This window comes from Paenibacillus sp. J22P51, assembly GCF_059692215.1.
In genome coordinates, this window is record NZ_JCAUAZ010000001.1 from 460793 (window position 1) to 480660 (window position 19868).

The following is a 19868-nucleotide window of genomic DNA, read 5'->3' on the forward strand; positions in this document are numbered from 1 at the left end:
CGGAAAACAGTTTTCAATCTTACGATTGAAAACTGTTGCTGTCATGCAAATATTGAGCAAAGATATCTTCAATGATTCCAGACAGGACGTATTCCTCTTCGTCATGGTTTACATCCGTCCTTCGTGTCCATTGCTGTTCCCAGTCATACCAGTCGATCATCACAGGCGCTTCACCTGTCTCTAATGACGTTCGAAGCGATTCGATAAACATCTGCCAGCGTGGCTTATAAAAGCTTTCGATTAAACCAGACCATTCCCGATGCGAATAGTCTCGAAGCACTTGGGCCGAAGATTCAGGCCCCCACACCGTGATCAGTGTGCGCGCATTCCATTCGAACCAGTCCTTCTCCTCCGAGGTGCGCCCCATGGCCCGTGCAGAATTCAACCACTCGCTCAGTTTGAACTCTGGACGTGTACGAAGCAGCCGCTCCTGCGCGTCGATCAGTCCCAAGAATCGAACTGCACAAGCATCGAAAGCTACGAGATCCCTTAGCCGATACGCTTCAACCATCTGACCGTGCAACGTGCGAGACAAGTCTGCCAGCGCTTGACGGGTCACATCAACAAGATCATAGAGATAGCCGTCAGCATGACTGCATTCGTCGTAGCACGCATACAATGCTAGTGCTGCTTGGCGTACATCTTCTACCTGATAAGGATACCCCGTTGGCCCCCAATTGGAAACGTTCATGATCTCCAGGGAAGGTCTTGCACAAATGAGCGACTCTACGGCTCCTTGCTGCTCGATTTCGCAGTCGTACACGCTGCTCTTCAATAGCATCCAAGCCTGTCTCGCTGCAGCAGGCGCCTTTCCATATCTTCTCATCATGTAATGCGCTAACCAATCATCAAGTTCCGGTTCCTCCTGACGCCAAATCATGTCCGTGAGGAGATCGTACATAACCGGATTCGTATTTATGCCCTCCATTGCCATACCGATTCCTATCATATTACCCGCTGCTCCATGATTCATAGCAGCTAGCGGCTCATGCGCAATCGTCTTCAGATTGCCGAATAATCCATTTTTACCCCCGTAATTTTGAATCATACACCATACCCAGCGGTTGCCGTAGAAAGCCTCCGTGGTTTTCCAAGCTGGCTTTGACTCACACCAAAGATCAAGAACCATCGCATGTGCAGGATCAACGGCTTCCAAAATGCCACGTTTCGGATTTCCTTCCCAAGCTTGGAATACCCATACCGCCTTCGGATCATGCTGCAGCATCGTTTGCTGCACTTGAACTGCATAACTGGCCAGATCGATGCCCTCTGTATTGCCGCCTTCATGGAATGGATCCATGCTGTAGTAATGAATCCCTTCGCCAAACACCTTCTTCTGTACATCGTAAAACGTATCCGCAACTAGCTTGTACATAGGATCACTTGGTAACAACAAGGACGGGCGATCAAAGAAACACCATTTGCCTTGTTCTACCGGTGAAGATCCAGGAAATTTGAGCTTGAAGTCTCTCGGCACCATACCGCTGTATCCTTGTAGGATCGGAAATATGCCAAGTTCTTGCATCCGGGCGTGAATCTTATTCGCAAGATCGGTTCGATCTTCATACCACCAATCTGGCAGCGGACCGCCCCACGAGGTCATATTTTGCATCCATTGCCAAGAGAAGAATGCAGGTCCGCATATAAAATCGGAGACTTCATGATCCGTATATCCCATCTGAATTAACGTTCTGCGCCATACCTCTTCCTGTCCAATTAAGCTCAGCACCAAGTTGATGCCGTTCAGTGCCATCCAGTCAAGCTCTTGCTCCCAGCGCTCCCAATCCCAGAATGGCATGGAATAGGAATACGTACAATAATTCAAGTTATATCGATATTTATAAGGCGTTACCTGCCTAATCGGCTCTCCAACCCGCGGCAGTTGTTCCGGAATATGACGATTGCTGCCGCACCATGACCAATGAAAGTTGCACACATGCTTTAAGTACCAATGAAAGCCCGAAGTCAAAGCACTCTCCGAGGATCCCTTAATCAGAATACCCTCTCGACTATCCGTAATTTCAAATACGTCCGCTTCCTCACCTGACAGCCATTCTAACTGAATTTGAGAAGCCGTCTTATGACCCGCCACTCTGACAATCAGAGTTTCAACAGCAGATAAACTCATTTCGTTTCCTCCCCCACAACTATCCCTTTAAAGCTCCAGCGGCAACACCTTTAATCATGTACTTCTGCATGAATAGATAGAACAAGAGTAACGGTGCCACTCCCAACAGCAGCATCGGGAACAAACTGGTCCAATCCACAGAAAATTGACCGATATTTCGGAATACCTCGAGCAAAATGACATTATTCTCTCTGGACTGAAGGAAGAGCAGCGGGTTCATAAAATCATTCCACACGTTCAACGTTGTAATAATCGCAACGCTGGCAATAACCGGCGTCAGCAATGGAAATGCAACGCGCCAGAATACGCCGTGAACCGAACATCCATCCATAAAAGCTGCCTCTTCCAGCTCAATAGGTACGGATGAGCTTATGAAACTGTAAAACAGAAATATGGCAATGACACTATTATTGGCGATATTCACCAGTACGACAGCGAAGAGATGGTCCATAAGCCCAAGTTTATTGATCAATTTGTACAAGCTGACCAAACCCATCTGAAACGGAACCATCATGCCCGCTAAGAACAAGTAGAAAATAATGGTGTTCAACAGATGTGTTCTTCGGGCCAAACTATAAGCCGCCATCGAAGAGACAACGATAATGCCGACTACAGAAGTACCCGTAATGAACAACGTATTCAGGAACACCTGCGGATACTTCATCGCTTTCCAAGCGACGACATAGTTGTCAAACTGTAAGCTGCTCGGTAAAGCTAACGGATGTAAAGTCGCTTCATCCGGTGCTTTGAATGTGGTAACAATCAAATAATATACAGGGATAAAAAACAATGCGGCAATCAAGATCATTATCGTTTCCATTGATAATTGGACAGCATGCTTCTTCCATACAACATTGAATCTCATTGGATGCGATCCCTCCACTTCCCAAGAACGCGGGTCATTGCGACTGTAATCACCATCACGACGAGGAAAAACACAACACCTGATGCTGCACCTTTACTATAAAAGCCTTCATTGAAAGACGTCTTCATATAAGCCGTCATAATCGTCTGCGTTGCATTACCCGGCCCGCCGTCCGTAAGGGCAAGAATAATATCGAATACTTTGAGTCCGCCGATCATCGCCGTAACAGCAACTACATTGACCGATGGTTGCATTAGTGGGAGTGTGATCCTCCAGAACTGCGTAGACGTTGATGCGCCGTCTATACTAGCCGCTTCATACAAATCCTTAGGAATGTTTTGCAGGTTCGCTAGGAAAATGACCATGGCCCATCCTGTCCACTGCCATAACTGCGTCAGGACAACCGAATAGAGGGCAAGATCGGCATCTCCCAGGAAATTAATTTTCGAGAAGCCTAGCGCTGTTATCCCCTTATTAATCAAGCCAAAATCTGAGGTGGACATCAAATAATTCCACAAGAACCCAATAATGAGCGGACTGAACACCGCTGGCAGAAAGAAGACCGAACGAAGGATATTACGGGTCACAAGTTTACGATCCAGAAACACAGCAAGCACTAAACCGAAAGCAGTTTGGAAAACTGTCATGAGTGCCGCATAAATCAATGAGTTTTTAAAGCCTGCAATCAGAAGGTCGTTTTGTAACAAAGCTTTATAATTTTTGAAGCCTACGAAGCTTAAATTTGTCATCTTGGAAACGGAGTAATCGGTTACACTGTAGTAAAACATGGAAACAAACGGATACACTGCAAACAATAGATAAAACAGAAGCGCAGGCACTATTAAGGAAAAATAATTCAGTTCACGACGCAGCAGCTTCATTCGCACGCTTCTCAACCTCTCTTATAAACACTCGGCAGCTCTTAGCAGCACGTTCTGCCACCAAAAACTGCCAAGGTTTTCTTTAATACACTTGCTATTCGTTACTTTTTAACTAATTCGGCCGTCTTCTTATCCGTTGCCTTCAAAGCTTGGCTGATATCACTTTTGCCGCCTAGCAGTTCTTGGAGATGCTTGCCGTAGTCTTCAATAATTGCCCCTGCCGTATCTCCCCAATTGTTCCAAGGCGCATACACGTTGCCTGCTTGGAAAGTAGCCTTGACACCTTGATATTCAGCTGGCATTTCGAACTCAACACCTTTTAAATAACTGCTGCCGCCTTGGTTGTCTTGCCAGAACGCTTTTTGTCCCTCAGGCGTTGAAATAAGATTAAGGACTTGTTTAACCGCATCCAAGTTTTTGGACTTGCTATTTGCTGCAAAGCCTACTCCAGGACCTCCGATGAGCCAGCCAGCTCCAGGTTGGGATCCGTAGAATGGGAACATATCTACTTTCAAGTTCGGATTTTTCTTTTTAATCGTTTCCATCGCCCAAGGTCCGGACTCCCACATTGCTGCTTTGCCCGTTGCAAATTCATCCAACGCCTGATCGTAGTCTACGCCTAGCATATCCGAGGTAATGTAACCGCGTTTGATGAGTTCCGACCACTTCTCAACCGCACTATTCCAGCTGCCTTCCAACGTTTTTTGCCCTTGACCATATTGGAAATCGAACGTTTTATTTTCTGGTTTGGAAAGGAAGTCATTCATCACAAAACCCATTGAGGATTTCATCATCGGTTCCCATGATTTCGCACCCATCGCTTGCGGCTTAACCCCATTTTTCTTCAAAGTTTCATGGAGTTGCAGTTCTTCTTCAAACGTTGTCGGCGGCTTCAAACCGTATTTAGCAAAAATATCTTTATTATAGAAAATTCCCTCAAACCAACTAATGCCTGGTAACGCATACAATTTACCGTCTACAGAGTACACATTTTTTCCTGCATCATTATAGCGGTCCGCTAGTGAGGAAAGCTCCGTCAAATAACCCAGTTTTGCATACTTCGCACTGTTTGAAGGACTTACAGAAACAATGTCAGGTCCAGATTGTGCAGCCAGCTGTGTAGAAATGATATTGTCATACTGTTTGTTATCAATAAATTGATATTCCAATTCAACATTAGGAAGCTTTTGCTTGACCAAATCAAGCAGTGTTTTTATGCTTTCTTCTTTATTCCAGTAAGCCATTCTTACTTTAACCTTCTCTTGCTTAGCTGCTGGTGTTTCCGTTTTTGGGGCCTGTGTTGCCTGAGAAGCAGGCGTGGAATCGCTTGCATTATTACTAGCACAACCCGTAAGCGCCATGGATGCAACCAACCCCATGGAAACAAGTACTGTCGACATTCTTTTCAAAAGAAACCCCTCCTAATTGTTGTCTACGATATGTCACAAGCTTGAACCGGTTCTGATACTTACTATACCCTACGTTTCACTTGTTAAAAATCTAAGATTCTTTGGAATGATATGAAAAAACGGTTTAGTTTTTTTAGATACATTAACAAAGAAAAAAGAAGGCGTTCCTTTGTTGGAACACCTTCCACAAGTATGAGTTACTCGATCCAAGCCGGAAACCTGTCTTTTAGATATCGTGACATCCATAAACAAACGTCCCACAGATCGATTACAGTCTGATTGGTATATGGCAGCTTAGGCATATAGGGGGACGGTCCGAATTCAGAAACTTAATGTAATTTAAACACAAAAAGGCCAGAGATAAGGAATCTCTAGCCTTACTTTTCAATGAATAAAACAGGATGTATACTTATACATTTTTATGCATGTTCACTTTTTGAAACAAAAACTACAACAAAATTTGAAACATTTACAAGGAGGAGTGTGATGTTTCATAAATAACTATAAAACGGAGCCCGCAAACCCGCGGCGCTCCGTTTGTTTTGTTTCAAAATACATTTATAAAAAATTCTATATAATACAATTTGAGCCCACTGTTTCAAAATTATTTGTAATAGTAAATTTGTAGTTATTCATTGTATGCATAAATATTCACAACCTTTCTAACAAATACATTTAAGGACGATAGCCTACAAACTGCTGAATTTTCTAAATGATATTTTCATAATTCATGAGACTATCCGCAAAGAATAAATGTATTGTATACATTAACCAAATATTTTCATTTCACAGCTCTAAATAAAAACAAAACACCCAGTAGCTAATTTAAAAAAAAGCTACCGGGTGTTTTGTTTTAAATTATTCTCACGTATTATTTTTAAGGCAATCTATTTAACACTTCTTTGGTTTTGGTAACGTCAAGTAGTTTGTGTAACCAGATATTTCTCTATCGATACAATAGATAATATCCAATTTAACATGACCAAGTATCCCATTACGATAATTCAAGTTCTTGGCTTTCCTTTTCTCCAAGCTGTTTTCTCCCGTTTGTCCTCTATAGGACCCTCCAGATGCTTTTTAATCCACTTTTGTACCTGCGTTTTGCTTCGAATGTCAAACACTTCCGCAGTTCGGTAGGGGTTAATCCCCTCCTCTAAATGAAGTCTGACCACTTCCGCTTTAATCTCCTCTGAATATACCTTGTTCTTTCTTTTTTCCGAACTCAAAAAACCCCCTCCAGTAAACAACATAAGTTCATCATAACAGATGATCTTTTTTCGTTGTCTACCATAAGGGGATAATATCACGCGGCAGCCCTTTTGTTAATTAAGCTATAGTTCTTCGTTAGATTAACTACCCGGCATTTTCAAATAATCCCAACACTTCTATTACCTCTGGTTGCCCTATCTTTCTCTAACCCTCCAAGAAAACCCTTTAGCTTCAAGCATAATTTTTTGTATAAGTTGTTAATCCCTACAAGCAGCTCTGCTTTTTCGTGTATATTTTTTGAAAAGTTTATCCTATGACTTGTTAAACCCTGTAGACTTAATACTGATGTATCCGCATGCACCTCATGAAACAATTCTCATACAGACGAACCCTAAGGGTATAAATGATCCAGTCATGGATAAATTATAAAGGCATAACCAATATTTTCAATTTTTACTACCCACTTTGTAAGGATGGTGTTTATGTTTTGGAAGAAGCTTAAGATTGGACACCATTTTGAGAAACCTGAACCTCAGAATACCGTCCTAACGATAGATTCATTTAGACAAATTTTGGCCAACATGGACGATGCAGAAATCATCGAACGCAGGACCAATAATGATCAAATGGTGATGTTTCTCTACATAAGAACATTAATTGACCAAGAACGCTTAAATGAATCCGTTATCGAACCGCTGCTCCACTGTGATCTTAAAGAAATAAATGAATGCATAGCCACAGCTAAGGTATCCAGAATTGTCACGATGGAGGAAGGTCAGCAGAAACTATTAACGGGATCCATCCTTCTCTATGAACCTATGAAGAATCAGTGGTGGGCAGCACTTCTTCCAAATCCATTGACTCGCGCCATCGAAACATCGGAAACCGAAACCATTATATTTGGACCCAAGGACAGCTTCAGTGAGCAAATCGATCAAAATGTGACATTGATTCGCAGACGGCTTCCATCGACATCTTTAAAATCAGAAAGGTTTTCTGTCGGTTCTGTAAGTAAAACAGAGGTTGTCATGATGTATATGGAAGGGGTGACCAATCCCGAATTTATTTCCATTGCAAGAAGTAAACTATCTACCATTGATTTTGATGTTTTTATGGATTCGTCCCATGTTGCGGCATTCATGGAAGATCATTATCATAGTATATTCCCGCAATTTCAACAAAGCGACCGCCCGGATCTATGCGCTTTCACTTTATCGATGGGAAAAATTACTTTTTTAGTAGCCAATACACCATTTGCGTTAACGGCTCCCATCACATTTTTTCATCTATTTCAATCTCCAGAGGATTACATTAATCGCTGGCTGGTTGCCAGTTTTTTGCGGCTGCTGCGATATGTAAGCTATGTACTTTCGTTAATATTAGTCCCGATCTATGTTGCGTTAGCCACGCATCATTATCAGATGCTCCCGATGCAAGTTCTTTTTGTATTATTAGAATCTAGAACCAAATTGCCGTTTACGCCATTTTGGGAAGCATTTTTAATGCTGCTTACCCTGGAGATCATCAAAGAAGCAAGTCTTAGGATGCCCACAAAGTCGGGTCAAGTACTAGGCGTGATCGGTGGCATTGTCGTAGGACAAGCTTCCGTTGAAGCCGGTTTTGCAAGCAAAATATTAATTGTTTTAGTAGGTGTTACGGCTATCGCTTCGTTTCTAGTCCCTAATTATCTCGTGACCAAATCAAACACACTGCTTCAATTCGCTTTCCTTTTCCTTGCCAACTATATCGGAATGTTAGGGATAGTATTCGGGATAATTGTTATTCTTGTCCATTTGAATAGTATCACATCTTTGAAACAACCTTATTTTGCCCCCTTAGCTCCTCTTTACTGGAGGGATTGGTTAGATCTTTTCATTCGGGGTCCTTTCCATTGGATGAAGGAACGTCCTGAATATTTACATACCCTACAGAAATGGCGAACCAGTCAAAGGAGAAAATAATGTGAAGGCATCTTCCTTATATGAGAGAACGGCCACGTTTGGCGGGATCTATGTCTTTTTCATGGTCAACCGAAGTCAAATGCTATATTTCGTCTTAGTCACTCCTTCCAAATTGGTTTATCCCTATATGATTTGGGCATTAATTGCCGTGGGGATTTTATCACAATTGAATATGATCTTGATTGCAAAATGGTTTTCATCAGACATTTCCACCAAAGGATATCAAGGATTCGTTCAACTATTTGGAAAGCGGACGGTTCGTGTTTTGGCCTTCGTTGGTCTGTTTTTCATTTTTGCTAAAATATATGTAAGTACACTGGGGACTGTGGAAGTGATTAATAGTATCATCTTCCCTTCCATGAATCCTTTGTGGTTGATTTTATTTCTCTTTGGGATTTGTTTGTACGCGGCCTCTCGAGGAATGACGAATGCGATACGCTTTGTCGTTATTGCCTTTTTTGGTTCCGCTTGGATGATTTTATGTTTTATTCCTTTCTTCTTCCCATCGATGGCGTCACTTCACGATTTATATCCCTTGATCCCCGCAGACTGGTCGACAGTCTCCTGGAAGAATCTTTTATTCATCTGGCAAGCGTTCTCGGGACCGGAGTACTTGGTCTTTATTGGGCCGTGGTTAAACCAAAAACAAAAGATGTTGAAATATTTGACATTTGCTAATACCGCGTCTGTCTTTGAGTATTTGATTATGTTTGTTGTTTCCTTATTATTTTTTAGTTCCCAATACTTGAACAAAAGCAGATTTCCGGTAACGGACCTTATTCGTTATCTGCAAACTCCTGTTTTTGAGCGAATTGATATCATTTTAATTTGCCTGCAAATGTTTTATTATGTGTGGGCCATTTCCCTTTATTTCTTATGGTTCTACGGGGCTATTCGAATAGTTTCAGGAAGATTAAACGAACAGAGCAATCGAATTGGTTTTATAACCTGTTGGATCATGATTTTAATAAGTACGATTATTCTAGACAAGTGGTTTGATGAAACTGAACAGAACCCTTTGATGAACCTACAGATTTGGTTACGGGCATTTACCTACTTGTTCATCCCAACCTTCCTTCTGATTGCTTGCAAACGAAAGGGGCTTATCTAGCATTGAGGCTGTTTAAACATACGATGTCCCTCGTCATAATGAGCAGTATGCTATGGATGATTGGATGCTCCCCATTTGTAGATAACAATCAGATCGAAGAAATCTCCCCTGTGATTTGGTGGTCGATTACTGAGGGTGCAGAAGGGAAGCTAAGAATAAGCACACTGGTACCACCCATATATTCTGAACCAAAAAAAATGCTTACCCAAGAAGTCGATCTATTGAAGGAGGGAGGAAAGGATTTTAATTTAAGCTATTATCGGGAAATAAAATCGGGACAACTTCGTATGGTATTTATTGAACAAGAACTGGCGAAAAAAGGCATTACATCACTTATGAACACTTTATTTACGGACCCTGATATTTCTCAACGCCTTTATATCGTCATCGTCAATGGAAGCTTTGATGATTTCATTAAAAATCAAATAAAAACACAAGACATTCCCGGCTATTTACTTTATCGTTTGCTTAAACACTATGAAAATAAGAAACAAGGAGATATGACTATTGTAAATCTACATCAATTTATGAAAAGGTACTATTCACCATACTCCGATCCAGTCGCACCTATTTTCAAGGTCGATAAAGAACATTTTTTCTACGAAGGAACTGCCTTCTTCAAAAACGATAAACTGCAAACGAACATTAATAAGAGAAATGAACAAATATTCCAACTGATTGATCATAATCATCACCTTAAAGTCCTTACCATCCCAGAGTTATCAATAACGATGGGGCATGTCACTTCCGAGACAAAGATGAAATTAAATCTCGACTACTCAACATTATCTCTAAACGTCGAGCTCAAAGGTCGAATTGAAGAGTACCGTGGAAAGGGAGATATAGACAACCTTGATCAATTAGCGGTTATTCATCAACAGATAAAATCGCTTTTCGAAAAACAAACAACAGAGCTGCTAAAGAAAATGCAAAAGTCGGAAGTGGACCCTCTGGAAATAGGTACTCTTACACTAGGTCCTTTTTCGAAGCCCATGAGCGAGGATGAATGGTCTACTCTCTGGGCGAACGTGAAATTTAACGTTACATATGAGCTTCATATTCAACCTTTGACGAATGTGCGAAAATAAGCTTGCACAAACACAGAACGAGAACCATCTTCTTAACGGTTCTCGTTCTGTGATATTTTCCAATGCAGGCATGCTGGCATTCTTGTTGAACTATTCTGCCAGTTAGTTTGCTATATGGAATATTTAAGTTGTTTTGATTGTACGTAATAGACACGTTCAAACTCTGATTCAAATTGAAAGCCCTGAAGAGCCTCATAGAAGATATGATGCGTCAAAAAATCCGGTTTCGGCCCAAATACCAGAACCCCGAGATTACCTGTCTTGCCTCCGGCCAAACTTCTTGCTTGCGGATGAGGAACATAACCGGTCTGTTCAATAATCTCCAGCACTTTCTTCCGCACTTTCAGTTTTACTCCCGGTTGATCGTTGATTACTCGAGAAACAGTGCCTCTTGAAACTCCCGCTAAAAATCTGCAATTGATTCCAGTGTGTGTTTCATCTTTATCTCCTATAATGGGAGCGCTCCAACACGCCTTTTTCGCCTTTTAGCCACCTGATCCGTACCGAATCAACGTCCCCATCGTTGATGGCGTCAAGTAGCTTTCATAGGCCTCCTCTACACGGTCAATCGGATATATGCCGCTAATTAGCGGCCGAATACAGATGCGATTCTCAGCGAGCAGCCGTATGTATTCCCTTGTGTTACGGCCCTCCGTCCAACGTACATAACCTAATGGATAGTCCATATTTTCCCGTTCATACTGGGTGTCATAACGGCCGGGGCCTCCCGCCCGAGATATGAGCACCTGAGCTTCTTTCCCAAACATCTTTCCTCTTGAGAATTCAGTGGTTAAATCCCCGACAACCACCACCTTCCCACGATCACGAATCCAATTAAACGAACTATTCAAAAGTTCTTCACCGTTCCCGCTTGCACATAAGAGGACACTGTCTGCGCCACTCCCTCCTGTAGCTTCCGCGAGACCTACTTCCAAGTCCTCTTGCTTTTCATAAGCACGGCTTACTCCGCACTGCCTAAGGAACGCCACACGCTCGGCATTCAAGTCATAACCAAGGGTGGGAAAAGCAGCGGCAGCCGCAATTTGAGCGGTAATATTCCCCAGTATGCCTAGACCGATAACGACCGCTGACTCTCCAAATCTCAGATCAGCCGTCCGTAAAGCATGAATGGCAATGGCTCCAAGTCCAGCGAAGGCTGCTTCTTCCGGACTGACATGTTCGGGTACAACCGCAGTCAGGTTAACCGGCACAGCCAGCAGCTCCGCATGCCGAACATAGGGGCCGCCATAACAAGCGACCCTTTGACCCGGATGCAGAGCAGTCACAGCTTTGCCCACTTTTTCTATTATGCCTACGGCGCTGTAGCCTAGTCCGACTGGTATGTCCTTTGATCTGTTTGCCATAGTCAATTCCGTACCGGGACTGATAGCGGAATATTCGGTACGAATGAGGACATGCCCAGCAAGAAGCTCGGGCTCTTCTACGTCGATCTTTACGATGGATCCTTCTCTAGCGACGATAGCTTTCATCATTTTTTCCTCCCAGGTAGGAATTGGTCAATTGAGGTGCTCTTGCGATATTCGCTCGGCGAGGAACCGAAATATTTCTTGAATGTGCTGGTAAATGTAGAGGAATTCAAATAGCCGGTTTTTCCACCGATCTCGGAGACCGGCATTTCGGTGTTCTTCAACAATTCCTTGGCATGTGACAACCTTACCTTGTTCAAATAATCAACAAAGTTGACCCCGAATGTTTTCTTGAAATAATTGGAGAAATACTTCGGAGATGTCTCCATTTTTTCGGCCATGTGGTCCAAATGTAAATTGCTCATATAATGCTCTTCTATATACTGGGCAACGAAAGTAGGATTCAGCTTGCTTCTTTGTCCGTTCTTGATCTTGTCTGCAATGACCTTAACCGCTTGGATTAGGGTGCTTTGAATACCCTCATAATGGTAGGCGGCTTCCACTTGCGTATTAAATTCCAATTCCAACGCAAGGATGGCTTTCGTTTCGATATTGCTCATTTCAAGATGCTTCAGTAAATAGTAAAACATCGTTTTCGCAACCGGCACCAACTGGTAATGGTGAATTCTCCGTTCTATATTTAAAGCAAAGATCTCATTGATAATCCTAATACATTCGGCAACATTGCCGCTTACAAGAAAGTTGGAAGATTTCTCAATCTCATCAAGAGGATAATAAACCTTCCACGTAAATCGGATAGAATCATAGTCGATAATTGGATCCGCCGAATGGATGTTTCGATAAACAAGGCAATGTGATAAATCCTGATATGCCTTATGGCAGTTCTCCGTTAAAGATGGATAAAGTCGGCTGACCGCAGTCAAGACGAAGCAATCTTTCCACGACTCTGTCTTCTCCTGCAGCACATAAGCGCGTAGTTGTTTAACAGCTAGCTCGCGCTCGGCCTGCTGCCCAATTCCTATCAACACCACAAACCTCAGATTTGATTGATGAAAAACAATCGCCTTTCCCGGTTGCTCACGTAGACCGTTCTGAATAGCTTGGGTATGTTCTTCGATGTTAAATGCCACTTTACCCGAATTGGGATGGAGATGAATAGCGGCTATAATAAAATATTTATTCTGAAAAAATTCAGCAAAATAACGCTGCAGTCGCTGCTCGGTTTCCCTTAAATGGTAACCATCCCCTAGTGCATTCAGGAAAGCGCCTTTACGCATTTCTGAGTAAATGACATCTATCTGGGTTTTGAAGGATTCGTTCTCTTGCTGAATTTTGGCAATCCCCGTAAAAATGTTCCGAAAGTCCGCTCTTCCTTGATCCCATCCCCCTACTAGCTTGAGAATATTTCGCACCGGCTTATACAAGTACATGCTGAGCAGAGCGGAAAGTAGGACAGCGCACAAGATGGCAATGATGATAATTTGTAGATTAGCATCCCCCACTGATTTCATATTCGTAAATTTGTAGGGAGCCTTGTTAATATACATAAAGTCGTTATAGTCCGATTTAAAAAGATTGTATTCGTAATTCTTTTTCTTCAGCGTTGCTTCAGGACCCTCTCCGACATTAAGATCATTCAGAATTTCAACGAGATCCCATTTCTCCTCCGTGTTCAGGATCACGTTCCGATTTTGGTCCATGACAATCAGTGAAGTTCCCTGCATCATGGCCATTTGATTGACATGCTCCAGCAGCTTATCCGTATTTAAAAAAACCAAAACATTCTGATTAGACAATTGATTACTTCCCAGAACGACAAGAAGCTTCCTGATGGTATCCCCGGCCCCGGTAGCCCCTATCTCCGAGTACCTCTCGGCTGGAAACACCCGAAGCGGATGCGTAGTTCCAGCAGTGGATTTCCAATAATCGGCGTTATATGTTTTGTTGCTGTACTTTTGCCGAAAAAGGTCTTGCATATGTATCGTACCTGCTTTAGTTATGGCAAGATTGGAATTATTAGTAAATACGACAACTTCTTCGATATAATCAATGGAGGAACCTAGCGAACGAATGTCTTTCTGAGATAGATACACTTCGTGCATGTTGAGGATCCCGTCATCGCCCTTATCCCAGGAATGATAAGGCAGCTGCTGAATCGCATAAATAATGTCGTTGATATCTTTGAAGCTGTCGTCAAAGGAGCGGATCATGTTCTTGACAACCAGCTTGTTGTTTTCACTGACTTGGTTATAAACGCTAGTGAGTGAGTTTTTATAAACCAAATAATTAGATATAAACATAAGGATTACCATCAAAATAAGCGCGGTAAAAATTCGTAGAAATCCCTTATTGGCAATCATTTTCATTTTTTCCATCCATGCCCCCCCCAACTAGGTAGTTTCTATGTTGCGGGGCTTATCCCTTCTCTGAACCGAGCATAATTCCTTTGGCAAAATACTTCTGGGCAAACGGATAAATCAAGAGAACCGGTATCATAGAGACAAAAATAGTCGCATTTTTCACGGCCTGAGGTGCAAGTGCCACTTGATCAATCAAACCTGTTTCTCTCGACATGTCAAAGAACAGCATGTCACGCAATACGACTTGCAAAGGATACATTTTCACATCATTCAAATAAATCATCGGAAGAAAAAAGCTGTTCCAATGCCCCATGAAATAAAATAATCCAATGGAAGCAAGTGCCGGCTTGGATAATGGAATAATAATGCTGTAAAGAATCCGGTATTCGGAAGCACCGTCGATGACAGCCGATTCACGAAGCGAGCTCGACATTGATTCGTAGAAGCTTTTCAAGATCAGAAGCTCAATCGTCCAAATTGCATTTGGGATGACAAGCGCCCAGATGGAATCAATAAGATGAAGTTTCTGCACGATAAGAAAAGTCGGAATCATACCTCCGTTTAAGAACATAGTCAGCACGATAGCTATCATAAAGTATTTTCTGCCGAAGAAGCCGGACCTTGATAAAGGATAAGCGGCAACTGCCGTCATGATTAAGTTGATGGCCGTACCAACCCCTGTATAAAGGATCGTATTCATATAAGCTCTGGGAATTTTGGGGCTTGACAGAATCTCCTTGTACGCGTCCAAATTAAATCCCTTTGGCCATAGGAAAACCTGGTTCTGCACAATACTCGCTGTATCACTAAACGAGATGGCCACGATATAAATAACCGGGTAAACCGTTACTAAGGCTATAAAACACATGATCAAGGTAAGAATGGTATCGAACAGCGTCCATTTATTTTGAAATGCTTTGCTTTTTACCATAGCCCTTTCCCTCCGGCCTTTTTGCTCACAATGTTGGAAAACAACAGCATCAGGAGGGCAATAATCGCTTCAAAAATCCCTACCGCAGCGGCATAGCTATAGTTGGTTTCCAGCAGTCCCTTTCGATACACATAAGTCGAAAACACATCGCCGACCTCATATGTCAAAGGGTTGTAAAGCAAGAGCACCTTCTCATAACCGATTCGAAACATCGACCCGGTTTTGATAATGAACAAAATGAGGATGGTAGGCATGATGCTTGGAATAGTGATATAGCGCATCATTTGAAAGCGCGAGGCCCCGTCCACCTTACCGGCTTCGTAAATGGTTGGATCAATACTGGCAATTGCCGCCAAATAGATGATCGCCTCGTAGCCCATGTGCTGCCAGATTTCAGTGGAAACATAGATGGTCCGAAACCATTCCGGTGCAACTAAGAAATAGATTCCCTCGAAGCCTAGTGATTTAATGACTGTATTCAAAAGCCCATTATTCGGTGAAAGAAAGTCGATAATCATGCTGCTGACGATCACGACCGACAAAAAAGCCGGCAGGTAACTGAATGTCTGCACCGTTTTTTTGAACCTTGCATTTCGAACTTCATTTAACAATACGGCAAAAATAATTGGAAAAGGAAATGCCCAAAGCAGGGTAAACATCCCGAGCAGCAGTGTGTTTTTAAATAACAGAAAGAAATCCGGACTGTCAAAAAAATGTCGGAAGTGCTTCAACCCGACCCACTCACTACCCAGAATCCCTTGATACACACTGTAGTCCTTAAAAGCGATAATTAAGCCGTAGAGAGGGCCATATCTAAATAGAATGAAGAAGACGATACAAGGAATAAATAAAATTAGAAGCTGACGATCACGCTTGATATGACGCCAAGTGGAGCTGAGTCGAGAACTAGGTATGCGGTTACTTTTACGCTGCGAAATCTCTGGTTGTGTTGTCGCTTGCATGGGATTTCCTCCTATCGTAAGGATAGAGCACCCGGATAGTTCTCCACCCGGGTGCCGCTTCCTACATCATTAATTTACTGTATTATTTCGCTTCGTCATAACGTTTTTGCGCCGCGTTGTAAGCATTGATAATCTTGGATGCGCCTAATTTCTCGGCGTTTTGCTGCCATTCAGTCCACTGAGCATCCCCAAACTCTTTTTTCATGACGTACTTGGAGCTAAATTCGTTGGCCGCCTTCTCAAGCCCAGCCTTAGTCTCAGCTATGATCTTAGTTTCCTCATCGGTAAACTTCAATATAGGATCTGCAGGCTCAAACTTCTTAGCACTCACTATTTTATCTTGAGCTTCCTTCTCTTTCTCGGTAAAGCTGTAGTATACGCTGCGCTTATCAGGACGAAGGTACATGCCTTCTAGCCATAAGCCGTATTTCTTCTCCAGCGCTTTGATATCCACATTGGCTACATCCTTCAGTTCCGGATATACAGCTTTGCCGTTCTCCATCTTGAAGGTCTCACCCTCAATACCCATTGTAACAAGCGAGGAACCGGAAGGACTGGTCAAGTAATCAAGCAGCTTTAAAGCTGCTTCCTTATTAGGGTTGTTGGGAACAACGATTCCGAAGTTAATATCGATCTTCGGCAGCGTTCTAATGTTTCCTGTAGGTCCAACTGGATTCGCGTAACGCAGGTTATATGTTGGATTCTGTGCTTTTACTTGGTTCGCGAAAGCATCTAATCTGCCAATCCAGTCAAAAGTGACGAACGATTTATCGCTTGTGGTCATTTTCGCCGTCCAGGAAGCATCAGTATCGGTCATAAACTCAGGATCCAAGAGACCTTCGTTATACAGCTTTTTCATAAAATCAATCATATTCTTGTACTCAGGCTGTATCATGGCAAGCTTCCAAGATTTGGTTTTTTCATCATAATAAGCAGGTGTGGCGGATCCGCCAATTCCCCAGCCGTAGGACCAATCACGGAAAATGAGTTCCTTGGTCTTGGAAGCTAATGGATAGGATTGTGGGTAGGCTTCCTTCAGCTTTTTGAGCGCTTGATAAAATTCCTCTGTATTGGTCCATTCCTTAATACCGACTTTGTCGAAAATATCTTTGCGGTAAAGGAAGCCGTGATTGACATCACGATTCAAGCCGTAGATCGGCCAAGCATACAAGTTATTTTTGTCGTCAGACCATGATTTCATGATCCAATTGTTTTCTTTGTCATCGACATAAAGCTTTTTGAAGTTCGGAAGGTCCTTCAAGTATTGATTGATAGGTGCAAGAGCTCCTTGTCCACCCATCTTATTAACCTCGGGTAAAGTCTGTCCGTGGAAAATATCGGGAAGCTTCCCAGATGCAACAACAACCTTCAACTTGTCTTTGTAGGTACCCGGTGAATAGGCTTGAATGTCCAGTTTAATGCCAGTTCGTTTTTCGATCTCTTTAACGACCAATGAGTCGGCTAAATTCGGGTTTTCGCTTACGAGCATCCAAGTTAGCGTAGTCGGCTTATCGACAATAGGAAGCTTTATTCCTCCAGTATCGCCATAATTCGGAGTTGGTGCTGCGGATGCCGGTGCTGATGTCGCTGAAGCTGAAGCGGTAGTATCCTTGGGATTATCGCTGCCACATCCAGCGACAAGCAAAGCAACCAGCGATAGTGATGAGAGTAATGCAACTTTCTTTCTTTTCATTTTTTTCTTCCTCCCTTTAATTTCTGAGACTAACAGCAAACAGCTACTTGCCCAATACATAAGCCAATGTAACACCGTGCTGTGTAAGATTAGTGTAAAAGCGCTTTCAATCGACGTAAACAATACGTTTTCAGATGCTTTTTATTTTTCATACGCATACCCTCCTATTTTCAAAAAAAGCTTATACATAGTGGGTTTGTAGCGTGTGGAAAATCATAATACTGTAGAAAATGGTCATATTCGCTTTATTTCCTAGTCCCGCTTATCCTTGCTATTTCATCCATTGCCAATTTGGCGGCTCCGATTAGTCCGGCCCGATTACCCAACTGGGCCACTTCCACTACCGTCTGCTGCCCTGATAGGGCATCCAGTTTTGCCCTCAAATAGTCCCACCAAACATCGTGGGATTCGACCATCCCCCCCCCCATAATAAACTTGTGGGGGTCCATCATATTGCGAATACTAATGATACCGGCAGCTAGATCAGCAGCAAAGCCTTCAACTGCTCGGATTGCCCGTGGTTCCCCTTCCATACACTGCTCTAGAAGAATGTGACTATTCCATTCGGGATCGATACTCCTTGCTATCCGGTTGAGAGCTGTTCCGGAAGCATACTGCTCTAGACAGCCATTCTGACCGCAATTGCAAGGATGTCCTCCCGGTACGAGCAGGATATGGCCAACCTCGCCCGCACCTCCATTTGCTCCATGAATAATTTCCCCCTTATGTACGATAGCACCGCCGACGCCCGTCCCAAGGGAAATAAACATAATGGAACCAGTCATGACGGTGTCTCTCAAACCCATCCAAGTCTCTCCGATGGCTGCAACATTCACATCATTATCGACAAAAGCAGGGAGTCCAAAGCGACCTTCTAACAAATCCTTCAAAGGGGTCCCCGTCCACCCTGGAAGATTGTTTGTCGCATATAGAACGGATCCAGCCACAGGATCAATTCTACCTGCAGAACCGATTCCAATTGCCCTCACATGCTCGCTGGCGGAGACTTCTAACAACAATTCCTCGATTAGTGTAAAAAGCTCTCGAAGAATGCCTTCCTGGCCTTCCTCCGCCGGCGTACGTTTGACGATTTCGGATTTAACTATTCCGTCTAAGGTCAACAGACCTCCTTTTATAGAGGTCCCCCCCAAATCAACACCAATAAAATGAGCTGAATTCTCCGTCATACGTCAACTGCCTTCCTGCATCGCGGAAAAATATTGCGCAGTAATCCACTGAGGACGAGTAATTGCCGACCCAACCACGACGAAATGGGCGCCATAATCCAGTGCTAATTTGGCTTCCTGCGGTGTCGATACCCCACCCTCAGCCACTGTAGGAACTTCCAGCGTCTGCGACAATCGTTTCACTAAATCCAAATTCGGAAGAGCGGTCTTGCTGTAAGGGGTATAGCCAGAAAGAGTTGTTGACACGTAGTCCGCTCCCCATTTGGCTGCATTCACTCCTTCTTCATAGGTAGAAATATCCGCCATTACAGGGATTCCCAACTTCTTCAGCTCTTGGATCACTTGGGACAGATCAAGTCCATCTGGTCTGGGACGCGAAGTGGCGTCCAAGGCTACAATATTTGCACCTGCCTCATAGACGGCGACTGCATCGGCAACAGTCGGTGTAATGTAGATGTCGAAGCCTTCATAATCTTTCTTCCATAGTCCCATGATAGGCAGGTCTACAGCCTGACGAATTGCTCTTATGTCTTCAGGACTGTTAGCTCGGATTCCCTGAGCTCCCCCTTCAAAAGCAGCCTTCGCCATAACCGCCATATGCTGAGAACCATATAGCGGTTCGTGCTGTAAGGCCTGGCAGGATACCACAAGTCCACCTTTAGTAATCATACTGGTCAGTTTCATTCTCTTCTCTC

16 protein-coding genes are annotated in these 19868 nt (G+C 43.2%); 3 read left to right on the forward strand and 13 right to left on the reverse strand.

From position 1 onward, the window contains the following. Positions 1–19 precede the first annotated feature (19 nt). The 5 genes from AC58QC_RS01560 to AC58QC_RS01580 all read right to left on the reverse strand — a co-directional run bounded on the left by AC58QC_RS01560 (position 20) and on the right by AC58QC_RS01580 (position 6509). Entirely contained in the window at positions 20–2128 is a 2109-nt protein-coding gene (locus AC58QC_RS01560) for an alpha-N-acetylglucosaminidase (protein WP_497413455.1), read from the reverse strand. Positions 2129–2147: 19 nt separating this feature from the next. Then, positions 2148–2993, reverse strand: a complete 846-nt coding sequence (locus AC58QC_RS01565) for a carbohydrate ABC transporter permease (RefSeq protein ID WP_497413456.1) — start codon at positions 2991–2993, stop codon at positions 2148–2150. Beyond that, positions 2990–3874 (reverse strand): carbohydrate ABC transporter permease, encoded by an 885-nt coding sequence (locus tag AC58QC_RS01570; RefSeq protein WP_497414051.1) that lies wholly within the window; start codon positions 3872–3874, stop codon positions 2990–2992. The genes AC58QC_RS01565 and AC58QC_RS01570 overlap by 4 nt, the downstream gene beginning before the upstream one ends. Before the next feature lie 101 nt (positions 3875–3975). Further along, the gene (locus tag AC58QC_RS01575; protein ID WP_497414052.1) at positions 3976–5274 is read right to left on the reverse strand and encodes an ABC transporter substrate-binding protein; all 1299 of its coding nucleotides are present in this window, start codon (positions 5272–5274) and stop codon (positions 3976–3978) included. A gap of 1013 nt (positions 5275–6287) precedes the next feature. Further along, entirely contained in the window at positions 6288–6509 is a 222-nt protein-coding gene (locus tag AC58QC_RS01580) for a helix-turn-helix domain-containing protein (protein ID WP_497413457.1), read from the reverse strand. A gap of 465 nt (positions 6510–6974) precedes the next feature. Between AC58QC_RS01580 and AC58QC_RS01585 the strand changes: the two genes are divergently transcribed. The 3 genes from AC58QC_RS01585 to AC58QC_RS01595 are packed head-to-tail and all read left to right on the forward strand — an operon-like array spanning position 6975 to position 10652. Further along, positions 6975–8453 (forward strand): spore germination protein, encoded by a 1479-nt coding sequence (locus tag AC58QC_RS01585; RefSeq protein WP_497413458.1) that lies wholly within the window; start codon positions 6975–6977, stop codon positions 8451–8453. Between the two features lies 1 nt (position 8454). Continuing rightward, positions 8455–9564 carry a GerAB/ArcD/ProY family transporter gene (locus tag AC58QC_RS01590; protein WP_497359679.1) on the forward strand — a complete coding sequence of 370 codons (1110 nt, stop codon included), beginning with the start codon at positions 8455–8457 and terminating at the stop codon, positions 9562–9564. Between the two features lie 23 nt (positions 9565–9587). Then, the gene (locus AC58QC_RS01595; RefSeq protein ID WP_497414053.1) at positions 9588–10652 is read left to right on the forward strand and encodes a Ger(x)C family spore germination protein; all 1065 of its coding nucleotides are present in this window, start codon (positions 9588–9590) and stop codon (positions 10650–10652) included. A 110-nt stretch (positions 10653–10762) separates the two neighbouring features. On the opposite strand, the gene AC58QC_RS01600 is transcribed toward AC58QC_RS01595, so the two are convergent. The 8 genes from AC58QC_RS01600 to AC58QC_RS01635 form a co-directional block, all read right to left on the reverse strand. Further along, complete coding sequence (locus AC58QC_RS01600) at positions 10763–11107, reverse strand: LacI family DNA-binding transcriptional regulator (RefSeq protein WP_497414054.1); 345 nt, start codon at positions 11105–11107, stop codon at positions 10763–10765. Between the two features lie 30 nt (positions 11108–11137). Next, the gene (locus AC58QC_RS01605) at positions 11138–12142 is read right to left on the reverse strand and encodes a zinc-dependent alcohol dehydrogenase (protein ID WP_497413459.1); all 1005 of its coding nucleotides are present in this window, start codon (positions 12140–12142) and stop codon (positions 11138–11140) included. Further along, positions 12142–14415 (reverse strand): helix-turn-helix domain-containing protein, encoded by a 2274-nt coding sequence (locus tag AC58QC_RS01610; protein WP_497413460.1) that lies wholly within the window; start codon positions 14413–14415, stop codon positions 12142–12144. Before AC58QC_RS01610 ends, AC58QC_RS01605 begins: the two co-directional genes overlap by 1 nt. 40 nt (positions 14416–14455) lie before the next feature. Continuing rightward, positions 14456–15331 carry a carbohydrate ABC transporter permease gene (locus AC58QC_RS01615; RefSeq protein WP_497413461.1) on the reverse strand — a complete coding sequence of 292 codons (876 nt, stop codon included), beginning with the start codon at positions 15329–15331 and terminating at the stop codon, positions 14456–14458. Next, positions 15325–16293, reverse strand: coding sequence for an ABC transporter permease (locus AC58QC_RS01620; protein ID WP_497413462.1), 969 nt, complete (start codon positions 16291–16293; stop codon positions 15325–15327). Before AC58QC_RS01620 ends, AC58QC_RS01615 begins: the two co-directional genes overlap by 7 nt. 82 nt (positions 16294–16375) lie before the next feature. Continuing rightward, positions 16376–17986 carry an extracellular solute-binding protein gene (locus AC58QC_RS01625; protein WP_497413463.1) on the reverse strand — a complete coding sequence of 537 codons (1611 nt, stop codon included), beginning with the start codon at positions 17984–17986 and terminating at the stop codon, positions 16376–16378. A 245-nt stretch (positions 17987–18231) separates the two neighbouring features. Further along, complete coding sequence (locus tag AC58QC_RS01630) at positions 18232–19173, reverse strand: ROK family protein (protein ID WP_497413464.1); 942 nt, start codon at positions 19171–19173, stop codon at positions 18232–18234. A 3-nt stretch (positions 19174–19176) separates the two neighbouring features. Then, positions 19177–19857, reverse strand: coding sequence for an N-acetylmannosamine-6-phosphate 2-epimerase (locus AC58QC_RS01635; RefSeq protein WP_497413465.1), 681 nt, complete (start codon positions 19855–19857; stop codon positions 19177–19179). Between the last annotated feature and the right edge of the window lie 11 nt (positions 19858–19868).

Coding starts and splice junctions, on each gene's coding strand:
- AC58QC_RS01630 (WP_497413464.1), bottom strand. CDS start 19,173: ATGACGGAGAATTCAGCTCATTTTATTGGTGTTGATTTGGGGGGGACC.
- AC58QC_RS01615 (WP_497413461.1), bottom strand. CDS start 15,331: ATGGTAAAAAGCAAAGCATTTCAAAATAAATGGACGCTGTTCGATACC.
- AC58QC_RS01620 (WP_497413462.1), bottom strand. CDS start 16,293: ATGCAAGCGACAACACAACCAGAGATTTCGCAGCGTAAAAGTAACCGC.
- AC58QC_RS01625 (WP_497413463.1), bottom strand. CDS start 17,986: ATGAAAAGAAAGAAAGTTGCATTACTCTCATCACTATCGCTGGTTGCT.
- AC58QC_RS01560 (WP_497413455.1), bottom strand. CDS start 2,128: ATGAGTTTATCTGCTGTTGAAACTCTGATTGTCAGAGTGGCGGGTCAT.
- AC58QC_RS01575 (WP_497414052.1), bottom strand. CDS start 5,274: ATGTCGACAGTACTTGTTTCCATGGGGTTGGTTGCATCCATGGCGCTT.
- AC58QC_RS01565 (WP_497413456.1), bottom strand. CDS start 2,993: ATGAGATTCAATGTTGTATGGAAGAAGCATGCTGTCCAATTATCAATG.
- AC58QC_RS01595 (WP_497414053.1), top strand. CDS start 9,588: ATGTCCCTCGTCATAATGAGCAGTATGCTATGGATGATTGGATGCTCC.
- AC58QC_RS01570 (WP_497414051.1), bottom strand. CDS start 3,874: ATGAAGCTGCTGCGTCGTGAACTGAATTATTTTTCCTTAATAGTGCCT.
- AC58QC_RS01585 (WP_497413458.1), top strand. CDS start 6,975: ATGTTTTGGAAGAAGCTTAAGATTGGACACCATTTTGAGAAACCTGAA.
- AC58QC_RS01610 (WP_497413460.1), bottom strand. CDS start 14,415: ATGGAAAAAATGAAAATGATTGCCAATAAGGGATTTCTACGAATTTTT.
- AC58QC_RS01635 (WP_497413465.1), bottom strand. CDS start 19,857: ATGAAACTGACCAGTATGATTACTAAAGGTGGACTTGTGGTATCCTGC.
- AC58QC_RS01605 (WP_497413459.1), bottom strand. CDS start 12,142: ATGAAAGCTATCGTCGCTAGAGAAGGATCCATCGTAAAGATCGACGTA.